The sequence below is a fragment of the Methylobacterium oryzae genome (assembly GCF_021398735.1).
Classification (GTDB): Bacteria; Pseudomonadota; Alphaproteobacteria; order Rhizobiales; family Beijerinckiaceae; genus Methylobacterium.
Genome location: NZ_CP090349.1, coordinates 4,689,039 through 4,700,267, shown reverse-complemented (window position 1 = coordinate 4,700,267; position 11,229 = coordinate 4,689,039). Strand labels below are relative to the sequence as shown.

The following is an 11,229-nucleotide window of genomic DNA, read 5'->3' as shown; positions in this document are numbered from 1 at the left end:
CATGCTGAGCTACCTGGGTGACACGATCGTCGGCCTGACCCTCGCGGTCCTGAACGCGCTGGCGCCGCTCGAAGTCCACGTGGACAAGGGCGTCCCCTATGCCGACGGGAGCGCGCACCGCGCCGACATCTACCGGCCAGCCGCCGGGAAGCCGCGTCCGGTCGCCGTGTTCCTGTACGGCGGCGGGTGGCGGACCGGATCGAAGGACGAGGTTGCCTACGTGGGCGCGGCCTTCGCGCGGCGGGGCGTCGTCGCGGTCATCCCCGAGTACCGCCACGTGCCGGCGGCGAGCCTCCAGGACATCCTCGCGGACAACGCCGCCGCCGTCGCCTGGACCCTCGCGCACGCGGCCGAGTACGGCGGCGATCCCGCCCGCGTCACCGTCGTGGGGCATTCCTCGGGGGCCTGGGCCGCCGCGATGCTGGGCCTCGACGCGACTTGGCTCCAGCGGGCCGGCTCCAGTCCCGCCAAGCTCGCCGGGATCGTCGGGCTGGCCGGACCCTACGCGACTTCGGCGCTGACCGATCCGCTGGATCGCCAGGTGTTCGCGGGCAGCGATCCGGCCCTGCAGCCGATCAACCACGCCGCCGATCCCCATCCGGCGATGCTGCTGGCCACCGGCGCGGCGGATCTCGACGTCAACCCCGCCGGAACCCTGTCGCTCGACCGGGCGCTGCGCGGCTTCGACGGCAGGGAGACGATTAAGATCTACCCGGGTCTCGGGCACGGGCAGATCGTCCACGCGATGAGCTTCCCGTTCAGTCTCCGGTACTCGGTCGCGGACGACGTCGCGCGTTTCGTTAAGGGCGCCCGTGCCGGCCCGTGAGGCCGAGCGCGCGAGGGCAGGGACCGGCGCGGCGCGCCGATCCCTGCGTCCCCATTCGACGGGCCGCGGGTCTCAGTGATAGCCCGGCGCGCCCGCCGCGACCTTGCCGCGGAACAGCCAGTAGACGTAGCCGGTGTAGGCCAGGATCATCGGGACCAGGATCACCGCGCCGGCCAGAAGGAACGCCTGGCTGCTCGGGTGGGTCGCCGCGTCCCAGATCGTGACCACCGGCGGGACGATCATCGGCCACAGGCTGATGCCGAGCCCGACATACGACATGAGGAACAGGCCCAGGGCGCAGAGGAACGGCTTCACTTCGGCCCGCCGATCGAGCGCGACGAAGAAGCGCCACGCCAGCAGCGCGACGAGCGCCGGCACCGGCGCGGCCAGGGCGAGATTCGGCCAGGACAACCACCGCGCGCGGAACGCGTCGCTGAGGATCGGCATCGCCGCCGAGACGACCACGATGGCCGCCAGCGTGACGAGGCCGAGCCGGCGCGCGAGCCGGTAGGCCCGGAGCTGGAGCTCGCCCTCCGTCTTCCAGATCAGCCAGCAGGCGCCGAGCAGACCGTAGCCGGCGACCAGGGCGGCCCCGGTCAGCACCGAGAACGGCGTCAGCCAGTCCCACCAGCCGCCCGTGTAGGCGCGACCCTCGACCCGGATGCCCTGGACCAGGGCCCCGAGGCAGATGCCCTGGCAGAAAGTCGCCACGTAGCTGCCCCACGAGAAGGACCGGTCCCAGGTCCGCTGGCTCGCGGGCGAGGCCGCGCGGAACCGCATCTCGAAGGCGACGCCGCGGAAGACCAGCGCGAGGAGCATCAGGATCAGCGGCATGTAGAGCGCCGGCAGGATCGTGGCGTAGGCCAGCGGGAACACCGCGAACAGCCCGCCGCCGCCGAGGATGAGCCAGGTCTCGTTCCCGTCCCAGACCGGCGCCACGGTGTTGACCATGACGTCCCGGTCCGCCTTGCCGCGCACCGCCGGGAACAGGATGCCGACCCCGAGGTCGAAGCCGTCCATCACCACGTAGAGGAAGACCGCCGTGGCGATGAGAAGCGCCCAGATGAGCGTGAGATCGAGGGGCATCGGGCTACTCCGCGGGCTGCGCGAGGGGGCGGCCGGCAGTCGGAGCGCCGGCGACGAGGGCGGGGGCGGGCGTGATGCCGGCGGTGCGGATCGGCTGTCCGGGCGGCGGGCCGGGCTCGTGGGCGTGCGGCGCCTGATTGAACAGGTGCAGGAGGTACCAGATGCCCGCGCCGAACACCGCGAGGTAGACCGCCGCGAAGGCCGCCAGCGAGGCGGCGACGGCCGGGGCCGCCACCGGTGACACGCTGTCGACGGTGCGCAGCGCGCCGTAGACGGTGAAGGGCTGACGCCCCGCCTCGGTCACCGTCCAGCCGGCCGTGACCGCGATCAGGCCGGACGGCCCCATGCCGACCGCGAAGCGGTGCAGCCAGGGCGTGTCGTAGAGCCGCCCGCGGTGGCGCAGCCAGAGCGCGGCGAGACCGAGGGCGATCATCAGCAGGCCGAGGCCGACCATGATCCGGAACGACCAGAACACCAGGGGGAGGTTGGTCGGCCAGAGGTCGCGCGGCATGTCGTTGAGCCCGCGGACCTCACCGTCGAGATCGTGGGTCAGGTAGAGGCTGGCGAGGCCGGGAATCTCGATCCGGCCCCGCACCGCGCCCGCCTCCGCGTCCGGCCACCCGAACAGGATCGCGGGGGCCCGGCGCTCCGTCTGGAAATGACCCTCCATGGCGGCGACCTTGGCGGGCTGGTGCGCGTAGGAATTGCCGCCGTGCAGGTCGCCGATCACCAGCTGGGCCGGAGCCACAGCGGCGGCCATCCACATGGCCATCGAGAACATCAGCCGGGCCCGGGGATTGGCCCGGTCCCGCAGCAGGTGCCACGCGCCCACGGCGCCGACGATCATCGCGGTGGTGAGGTAGGCGCCGGTGACCGTGTGGGCGAAGCGGTAGGGGAAGGACGGGTTGAAGACGATCGCCCACCAGTCGGCCGGGTTGAAGCGGCCGTCCGGCGCGACGACGTGGCCGGTGGGTGTCTGCATCCAGGAATTGGCCGAGAGGATCCAGAACGCGGAGGTCAGGGTGCCGACGGCGACGAGGCAGGTCGCCAGGAAGTGGAGCCCCTTGCCGACCCGCTCCAGGCCGAACAGCATGACGCCGAGGAAGCCCGCCTCCAGGAAGAAGGCCGTGAGCACCTCGTAGCCGAGAAGCGGCCCGAGCACCGGCGCCGTCCGGTCGGCGAAGACCGACCAGTTCGTGCCGAACTGGTAGCTCATGACCAGGCCGGACACGACGCCCATCGCGAAGGCAACCGCGAAGATGCGGAGCCAGTAGCGGTAGGTGTCCAGATAGACGGCCTTCCCGGTGCGCAGCCAGAAGCCTTCGAGCACGGCGAGGTAGCTCGCGAGCCCGATGGTGAAGGCCGGGAACAGGAAGTGCCAGACGACGGTGAGCGCGAATTGGGCTCGCGCGAGATTGACTGCACTCGGCAGTTCGAGGGCGGACATCGCGGTCTCCAGGGGACGAACGCGGCAGCTCTGCCGTGGCACGGATCGCGACGCGTTGATTCAGCTCAAGGCCGGTGCCGTGAATCTGAGGGCGTCGGCGCGATTGCGCTGGATCAAGGCCCTCGCCCGCGCCACCCGCGACATCCTGCAGGCGAGCACCCTCTGCTGCCTCATGGCGCACTGACGGGCCGAACCGGCGCCGGGACGACTGGCGTTTGCCCGCCGGCGCGGTCTAGCGCGAGAAGTGCGTGGTCGACATGCGGTCCGTGATCAGCTCGGACGGGACCCAGTCGCTGGGCGGAACCAGCTCGCGTCGGATCAGCGCCAGGGCGTCGTCGACCGCGCGCCGGCCCTGGACGCCCGCGTCCTGGAAGATCGTCACGGCGAGGCGCAGGTCCTGCATCGCCTGCATGCCCTCGGCGGTGGCATCCAACCCGCCGATGCGGATCCGGCCCGCCGGAATCCTGGCAGCCTCGACCGCCTCGGCGGCGCCGAGCGCCATCTCGTCGCTGGTCGCGGCGATCGCGTCGATGCCGATGCCTCGGGCGAGCCACCCGGCGACGGTGGCCCGCGCCGTCGCGCGACTCGCATCCGTCGCGGCCTCCGCGACGAGGCGGAGGCGCGGGCTCTCCGCCAGCACCTCCCTGGCACCCCTGCTGCGGAGCGCCGAGACGGGATCGGTGGCGCTGCCCGCGAGGATCGCGACGCGTCCGGCCCCACCCGACATCTGGGCGAGCTTGCGCATCTGCAGCCGCCCGGCAACGAGATCGCTCGGCATGACCTGGGTGACGCGTCCGGCGAACCAGTCGGTCCGTGCGCCGTGGCCGATGAGGACGAGTGGTACGTCGGCTTCCAGGGCCAGCCGGGTGATCTCCTCGCGCGCCGCGGAGTCGACCGGCACGACCACGAGAGCGTCGGCTCTCTCGGCGATCAGCCGCCGCGCCTGCGCGATCTGCTCGTCGCCCGCACCGTCGGGCGCGTAGGCGAAGCGAGTCGCGACGCCCCGCGCGCGTGCCTGCTCGTCGAGGCCGTCGTGCAGGCGCCGGGCGACGCCTACCGGTGTCAGGAACGCGATGGTGGTGGCCGAGGCCGGCAGCGCCCAAGCCGCGAGAGCGAGGACGAGGGATCCCCTCCGGAGCGACCCGCCGATCGAGCGGCCGCGTGCCCACTCAATCCAGTTCATGCGGCCAGTTCCGTCCCGCTCTCAGCGGGCCCGCCTCACGCCGCACGGAGGCTCTCCAGGAGGCCAGCGAGCGCCTCGCCGAGACGGGCGGCGTCCTGGGTCAGGCCGTCGGCCGCGGTCAACACGGCCGTCGTCGGCTCGGCCGCCTCGGGGATCTCGGTGACGCCCGCGCCCTCCGCGTCGAACTCCTCGGTGCCGTCGGTCGCCTCCGCGATGGCCGTCACGATCTCCCGCGCGGTCGCACCCGGCCGCTCCACGGACTCGACGATAACGTTCGCCGCGCGGCTCATGTCCTCGACCCGCGCCGTGATGCCCGCGATCGCCGACACCGCCGCGTCGGTCGAGCCTCGGATCTCGGAGACGTGCTGGCCGATGATCTCGGTGGCCTCCCTGGTCTGCGCGGCCAGGGCCTTCACTTCGGAGGCGACCACCGCGAAGCCGCGGCCCGCGTCGCCGGCCCGGGCGGCCTCGATCGTGGCGTTGAGGGCCAGCAGGTTCGTCTGTGCGGCGATCTTGGCGATGAGGCGGACCGCGTCGCCGATCCGGTCGACGGCGCTGCTCAGCGCCTGAACGCGGGTGGTCGTCCGGGCCGCGTCCGCCGCGGCGCTTCCGGCCAGGGCCGCGGTGGCCTCGGCCTGCGCCCCAACCTCTTCGACCGCCGCGCCGAACGTGTCGGCAGAGACGGTGATCTGCCGGACCTTCGATCGCGTCTGCGCGAGCGCGGCGCCTAACGTGGTCGTTCGAACCGCCCCATCGCGGATCGCTTGGCCCACGTCGTCGGCGGTGACGCGCAGTGCCGCGGCGGTCGAAGACACTGCCTCGACCATGCCGCCGATCATGGTCTCGACCCGCTCGGTCGCGTACTCGATCACGGCGCGGCGCTGCTCGCTCTGAGCGCGCGACCGATCGGCCTCCGCGTCCCGCAACACGGCCTGCCGCAGCGTTTCCTGAACAGCTCTCGTCGCGGCCGCCATGACGCCGAGTTCGGTGCAGACCGCTGCCGCCGGGACCGCGACGGTGAGATCGTGGTCGGCCAGTCGCTGCATGGCGCAGGCGAGCGCTGTCATCGGCTGCGCGACGCCGCGCAGGATGGCCTGCACCAGGACCAGGGCAGCCAGCGCAGCGGCGGACAAGCCGGCCACGAGGCTCGGGCGCAAGGTCGAGCCGGCGGCGTCGACAGCTCCGAGTTGCTCGGCGACCGCGGCGTCGCGGTCGGTCAGCAGCGCGTCGACATCCCGTGCGACGGCTGCCGCGTCGGCCTGAAGCGCCGTCGCCCGCACCCTGTCGGCGAGATCACGTTCCCCAGCCCTGTCGAGGGCGGCCGCTTCCGCCTCCACGGCGAGGAAATGCTGCCACGCGTCCCACAGACCTCGAGCGCGCTCCCGCTCGTCCGCCGTCCTGATCGTCGACACATAGGCGGTCCAGGCCTTCAGGAATGCCTCGTGCGGCTCAATTGTCCGGTCGATGTCCTCTCGAGGGTCGGCCTCGGTCGATACGGCGCGCGCGAGACGTTCCGACGCACCGAGCTCCTGTGTCCGCTGCTTCATGGTGCCGAGAGCCCGGGCAGCCCCGATCTCCTGAGCCAGAGTGCGGCTGGCAGCGTCGATCGCTCCGACCTGCAATAGCAGGACGTAGACAATTACAAATGTGAGCGAGGTCATCGATCCTGCGAAGACGATCAGGATCGTTCTGAAACGCAGGGTGCAGCGATGGGTTGTTCGAATAATGAATGGCACCACAATCCTGACCCTAGGAAGGATCACCATGGTGCATCTATTTTACCTACCGGGAAAAATCAATTGCCTTCAGTGGGCCAACAAATGCGTCAAAATTTTTGAAATTTCGCTTCGACCCTCGGTTAAGCTGGATCATAGGCTTATATCGGCAGACTTATAATTTACACAATCAAACTATATAAGACAAATATCGGAATGGCGAGCGAGAGGGCGATGCATTATTGTAGGGGAAGCTGCTAGGCGTCCGATTCTGTCGCTGCCGGAGAGTCTCGCGGCCGCGCTCGTCAGTGAGCTTCAGGACCGGCTCGATACAGGCCGACGCGCGGGCCATGGCGTGCCTCCGGGCGGGCTGCTCGGAGGGCATATCGCAGCCGAGACGATCGCCGGGCGACGCGGCGACGGAGGCTCGATCAGAGCGGCTTGGCCTGCTGTGCCCGCATCCACAGCAGGCCGGCGATGCCCATCCAGGGACAGACGAAGACGATGAAGGCGACCAGCCCCATGACGACCTCCCGACAGCGTGCGGCGGACCTCAGGAAACGCTCGTGGTTTTTGCCGGATCCCTCTGATCGGACATGGCCCGGGCTTGGCGCGCCATGGCGATCAGCTCGGAGGCCGTGAGACCGCGCGGCGGCGGCGGTTCAGGCAGGTCGGCCAGTCCCGGCGAACGCGGTGCCGGCGGAAGGGCAGCCGCGCGCCCGGGCCAGAGCCGCTTCAGCCGTCCTGCCTTCCGCAAGCTTTGTCCCGCCACGCATCCGTCTCCCACACAACGAAGTGCGGCCACGGGTAGGCGACCGGGGCAGCGACGGTTAGCCGAACCGAAACAAGGGTCGGACTCCGGCCCGGCGTGGGGCGTATGCGAGGCCCCCTGGGCGGGCGCGTCCGCCGCCCTACCGCTGGCGTTTTCCGGATCGCCGGCGGATGGTGCAGGTCGAACCGGGCCCGACGACGCTCGGATCCTGCCGAAACCGCCATCCGGCATTCGGCCGGCTCGGGATGATCGCGAACGTCGACGCGGCCGGATTGTCGCTCGGGGTGATCAAGGCCGAAGCTTCGCGTGCGGCTCGGAGGTGCTTCGTCGAAGATCGGCCTCTGGTCAGAACGCAGCCTGAAACCTGGACGAATGATCGCCGGTATTGGCTGACAGCATCTCGGAGCTCGATGATCGCTCCGCGGCGGGGCGTGTTCAGGTCAGACGGGCACGAGCCGGCACTTCCCGCCCGGTTCAGCGAAAATCTCCGGTCTGTGATGCTGGCGCAGGTCCGCGATACGTTATGTGAGCTGAACGGAACCTCCCGGCTTTCGGCGCTGAGAGAGCGAACATGGCAGAGCCCCAAGCAATGGCCGCGCGCGTCGCGCACCTCGAAGCGGACAACGCCCGTCTTCGCCGCCTCCTGGACGAGTCCGGGACACCGGATGGTCTGCGTCACGGCTTGCGCGACACGTTGGCGATGCTGCGGGCGGTCCTGCGTCTCTCGGCCGAGACCGCCGAGACCGTCGACGGCTACGCGACGCATCTCGAAGGTCGGCTGGACGCCATCGCGCGCGTGCGGGTCGCGGCCGACACGTTCGGCGAGGTGAGCCTGCACACGCTCATCTCCGACGAGCTGATGATCCACCTGATCCGCGAAGGCGAACAGGCGACGCTGGCGGGGCCGACCGTGCGCCTCCGGCCGAAGGCCGCGCAGCTGATGGCCCTCGCGGTCCACGAACTCTGCAGCAACGCGATCGAGCACGGCGCCTTCGGTCTCTCGAAGGGCGGCGTTGACGTCACCTGGGTCGTCGCCGGCGCCGGGGCGAGCCCGCCGGGCGACCTGACGCTCGTCTGGAAAGAATCGGGGGGTGCGGGCGTCGCGCAGCCGAGCCGGCGCGGCTTCGGCATGCAGGTGCTCACCGAGATGCTGAGCTACGAGCTGCGGGCAACCGTCGCGCTCGCCTTCGAGCCCGACGGCCTGCGCTGCACGGTCACCTGCCCGCTGATTCCCCGGATCGGGCGCTTGGTCGAGGACGAGCGCGCGGACGAAGGCGGCGATCCGGGCTGACCCGGCGGCGACCGCCCGGATCGCCTCAGCCGAAAGTCCGCGCGGTCTCCCGGACCTGCCGCGTCGCGCGGTCGGCACGACCGCTCGCCCGCGCGATCGTGGTCATCCCGCCGGAGATCGCGGAGACGTCCTGTGCGGCGGTCTGCATGGTGCCCGACATCTCGCGCATCACCGCGGATTGCTCCTCCACGGCCGCCGCGATGGTCGACGAGGCCGCGTCCAGGGCCCGGATCGTGCTTTGGATCGTGTCGATGGCGTCGACGGCCTCCCGGGTCGCCGCCTGCGTCGAGGCGATCTGCTGGCGGATCTGTTCCGTCGCGCGCCCCGTCTGCGCGGCCAGGGTCTTCACCTCCGACGCCACCACCGCGAAGCCGCGACCGGCCTCGCCGGCACGGGCCGCCTCGATGGTGGCGTTGAGCGCGAGCAGGTTGGTCTGCGCGGCGATGCCGGCGATGAGGCTCAGCACCGCGCCGATCTGCGCGGCCTGGTCGCTGAGGCCGGTCACGATCCGGCCGGTGCGCTGTGCCTGCTCCACGGCCTGCCCGGCCATCTCGGCGGCGTGGCTCACCTGCTGGCTGATCTCATCCACCGAAGCCGACAGCTGCTCCGCGCCGGTGGCCACCGAGCGGATGTCGCCGGACACGCGGTCCACCCGCGTGACCGCCGCGTCGGCCTGGCGCGTCACATCCGCCACAGCGTCGCCGATGGCGTCCAGCTCGGCGCCGATGGCGCTCTGCGCGGCGGCGCGCTGCTGCCGCTCGTGGACCTGGGCGGTGATGTCGGTGGCGAACTTGACGACCCGGACGGGCCGTCCATCCGCGTCCGTGATCGGATTGTAGGTCGCCTGGATCCAGACTTCCCGCCCGCCCTTGCCGGTGCGGCTGAACACGCCGGACTGATACTCCCCGCGTGCCAGGGCGGCCCAGAACAGCCGGTAAGCCTCGCTGGCGCGCTCCGCCTCGCCGACGAACAGGCTGTGATGCCGCCCCACGATCTCGTCGAGCCGATAGCCCACCGCGTCGAGGAAGTTCGCATTGGCGGTGAGAATCGTGCCGTCGAGCGCGAAGGCGATCACCGCCTGCGAGCGGTGCAGCGCGCTGATCTGCCCTTCCAGATCGAGGGCGCGGAGCTTCGGGGCGGTGATGTCGGTGGCGAACTTGACGATCTTGACCGGTCCGCCGCGCGCGTCGAGCACCGGGTTGTAGGAGGCCTGGATCCAGACCTCCCGCCCGCCTTTGGCGAGCCGTTTGTACTCGGCGCTGGCGAAGGTGCCGCGCCGCAGCTTGTCCCAGAATTCCCGATATGCCTCGCTCTCCCGCTCGGCCGGCGGGACGAACAGGCTGTGATGCCGGCCGCGGATCTCCTCGAGCGCGTAGCCCATGGCTTCCAGGAAGTTCGGATTGGCGTCGAGGATCGTGCCGTCCAGCGCGAACTCGATGGTGGCGAGGGACCGGCTCAACGCCGCGAGTTTGGCCGCGTGATCCCTACCAGCCAGAACACCCTCGAACATCGATGTCTCCGCATCCTGAGATGAGGGTGCGGCCGAAGCGCGCACCGAGCCGGTCGGATCAAGAATTTCTTAATCGAGATAAATTTTTATTGCGCCGGGCGACACCATAAACCTGTCGATGCCCGGCTCTAGCGCGGGCTTCGATAACGGGATGCCGTTGCGCGGCGGTTAAAATGGTTCGCTTTGCTCAAGAAATTCGCGGTGAGCCGCTAAATGCACAGTCCCACTTAATGAAAAGCCATGGGATAGCATAGATCAAGGGCGAGACTATCTTGCGTTGTGCGTCGCCCGCGTTCGCCCGCCGCTTGCCAGCCTGCGGTTGTAGGATTGCACCGCTGATCCACAGCCCACCGATCGACGCGGCGCGCGATGATGCGTGGGGAATCTGGGAAGGGCGTCGCGGCGCGGACTGATCAACTTGTCCGGCCGATGGTCGCCTCGATCCGGCCGAAGGGCTCGTCGGTCGGCAGGAAGACAACGCCCGGGTTGTCGAGGCCGAACGGTGTCAGGTCGATCGGCAGGTAGTGCTTGTTGGGCATGACGAAGCCGATCTCGGCCAGTTCCGGGACGGCGGCCAGGGCGGCCTCGCCCATCCGGTACATGCTGTCCTGGATCCCGCGGCTGTAGGTGGTGCCGAAGACGGTCAACAGCGTCGCGAGAATGCGAGCGTTGGTTCCGGCGTAATCGTGCGGCGCCGAGGCCCAGGTCCAGGTCGCGTCCATGCTGGTCGCGGCGATGCGGTCGGTCGTGTCGGGCAGGGTCCGGTACTGGTCCGCCACGAACCCCGTCCAGCCCGATTGCGTGGTCTTCATGAAGGTGTAGCCGCGCAATCCGGAGCGCAGGGTCGACCCAGTCCGGTCGGCGGTGAGCCCCACGTAGCCGGCGCCGTTCCCGTCGCGCGTGAAGGTGTGGCCGTGCGGCGCGTCGGCGATCGCGTGGCGGAGCCAGCGAACTTCCTCCGCTTCGATCGTGACGGTCTCGACCTGCGGGTAGGTCTCGAGCAGCACCCGCGCGACCGCGGCGACGAACCCCTCGGCGTCGAGCCCGAGATGCCGCGCCGCCGTCACGTTGACCATGTTCCGGATGCTGTCGGTGGCGATGGAGGCGCGGTTGTCACCCTCTGTCCAGGCCGCCTCGAAGCGCCCGGTCAACATGACCGACAGCGTCAGCTCGCGCGGCGTGTGGTGGTCGCCGTCGCGGGCGAGGCGCAGCACGCGAACCCGTTCCTTGCCGTACCGCGATGCCGTCAGGGCCATGGGGATCTCCGATCCGGACCGCCGCCGGCCATCTCACGCAAATCTGATTCATCCTAGGCCGACGTGCGTGGGGGCGCCAAGGTTCGAAGTTGCCGGCGCGGCTTGACCGGGGCCCGATTAGAACCGGCATAGTGTTGGGCCGG

Annotated in this window: 9 protein-coding genes; 3 read left to right on the top strand and 6 right to left on the bottom strand. The window is 70.1% G+C overall.

Annotated elements, in window-relative coordinates; all coding sequences use genetic code 11:
* Position 1: 1 nt before the first annotated feature.
* Positions 2 to 826: an alpha/beta hydrolase gene (locus tag LXM90_RS22400; RefSeq protein ID WP_020091561.1), complete on the top strand. Its 825-nt coding sequence runs from the start codon at positions 2 to 4 to the stop codon at positions 824 to 826.
* Between the two features lie 72 nt (positions 827 to 898).
* Here LXM90_RS22400 and cydB read toward each other — a convergent pair whose 3' ends face one another.
* Together cydB and LXM90_RS22390 are read right to left on the bottom strand one after the other, a co-directional pair.
* Complete coding sequence (gene cydB / locus LXM90_RS22395) at positions 899 to 1,912, bottom strand: cytochrome d ubiquinol oxidase subunit II (RefSeq protein WP_020091562.1); 1,014 nt, start codon at positions 1,910 to 1,912, stop codon at positions 899 to 901.
* 4 nt (positions 1,913 to 1,916) lie between these two features.
* Positions 1,917 to 3,359 carry a cytochrome ubiquinol oxidase subunit I gene (locus LXM90_RS22390; protein WP_020091563.1) on the bottom strand — a complete coding sequence of 481 codons (1,443 nt, stop codon included), beginning with the start codon at positions 3,357 to 3,359 and terminating at the stop codon, positions 1,917 to 1,919.
* A gap of 55 nt (positions 3,360 to 3,414) precedes the next feature.
* Between LXM90_RS22390 and LXM90_RS31940 the strand changes: the two genes are divergently transcribed.
* A complete protein-coding gene (locus LXM90_RS31940) occupies positions 3,415 to 3,543 on the top strand; it encodes a hypothetical protein (protein ID WP_020091564.1) in 129 nt (42 codons plus the stop codon).
* 48 nt (positions 3,544 to 3,591) lie between these two features.
* Here LXM90_RS31940 and LXM90_RS22385 read toward each other — a convergent pair whose 3' ends face one another.
* Both LXM90_RS22385 and LXM90_RS22380 read right to left on the bottom strand, forming a co-directional pair.
* The gene (locus tag LXM90_RS22385) at positions 3,592 to 4,542 is read right to left on the bottom strand and encodes a substrate-binding domain-containing protein (RefSeq protein WP_042672214.1); all 951 of its coding nucleotides are present in this window, start codon (positions 4,540 to 4,542) and stop codon (positions 3,592 to 3,594) included.
* A 35-nt stretch (positions 4,543 to 4,577) separates the two neighbouring features.
* Complete coding sequence (locus tag LXM90_RS22380; RefSeq protein WP_106735903.1) at positions 4,578 to 6,308, bottom strand: methyl-accepting chemotaxis protein; 1,731 nt, start codon at positions 6,306 to 6,308, stop codon at positions 4,578 to 4,580.
* 1,292 nt (positions 6,309 to 7,600) lie between these two features.
* Between LXM90_RS22380 and LXM90_RS22375 the strand changes: the two genes are divergently transcribed.
* The gene (locus LXM90_RS22375) at positions 7,601 to 8,320 is read left to right on the top strand and encodes an HWE histidine kinase domain-containing protein (RefSeq protein WP_026604686.1); all 720 of its coding nucleotides are present in this window, start codon (positions 7,601 to 7,603) and stop codon (positions 8,318 to 8,320) included.
* Positions 8,321 to 8,345: 25 nt separating this feature from the next.
* Here LXM90_RS22375 and LXM90_RS22370 read toward each other — a convergent pair whose 3' ends face one another.
* Positions 8,346 to 9,830 carry a methyl-accepting chemotaxis protein gene (locus LXM90_RS22370; protein WP_026604687.1) on the bottom strand — a complete coding sequence of 495 codons (1,485 nt, stop codon included), beginning with the start codon at positions 9,828 to 9,830 and terminating at the stop codon, positions 8,346 to 8,348.
* A gap of 413 nt (positions 9,831 to 10,243) precedes the next feature.
* Positions 10,244 to 11,086: a factor-independent urate hydroxylase gene (gene pucL / locus LXM90_RS22365; protein ID WP_020091571.1), complete on the bottom strand. Its 843-nt coding sequence runs from the start codon at positions 11,084 to 11,086 to the stop codon at positions 10,244 to 10,246.
* Positions 11,087 to 11,229: the final 143 nt, after the last annotated feature.

What these genes read in the sequence shown, in the direction of transcription:
- LXM90_RS22400 (WP_020091561.1), top strand. Translation starts at nt 2, where the DNA reads ATGCTGAGCTACCTGGGTGACACGATCGTCGGCCTGACCCTCGCGGTC.
- cydB (WP_020091562.1), bottom strand. Translation starts at nt 1,912, where the DNA reads ATGCCCCTCGATCTCACGCTCATCTGGGCGCTTCTCATCGCCACGGCG.
- LXM90_RS22390 (WP_020091563.1), bottom strand. Translation starts at nt 3,359, where the DNA reads ATGTCCGCCCTCGAACTGCCGAGTGCAGTCAATCTCGCGCGAGCCCAA.
- LXM90_RS22385 (WP_042672214.1), bottom strand. Translation starts at nt 4,542, where the DNA reads ATGAACTGGATTGAGTGGGCACGCGGCCGCTCGATCGGCGGGTCGCTC.
- LXM90_RS22380 (WP_106735903.1), bottom strand. Translation starts at nt 6,308, where the DNA reads ATGGTGATCCTTCCTAGGGTCAGGATTGTGGTGCCATTCATTATTCGA.
- LXM90_RS22375 (WP_026604686.1), top strand. Translation starts at nt 7,601, where the DNA reads ATGGCAGAGCCCCAAGCAATGGCCGCGCGCGTCGCGCACCTCGAAGCG.
- LXM90_RS22370 (WP_026604687.1), bottom strand. Translation starts at nt 9,830, where the DNA reads ATGTTCGAGGGTGTTCTGGCTGGTAGGGATCACGCGGCCAAACTCGCG.
- pucL (WP_020091571.1), bottom strand. Translation starts at nt 11,086, where the DNA reads ATGGCCCTGACGGCATCGCGGTACGGCAAGGAACGGGTTCGCGTGCTG.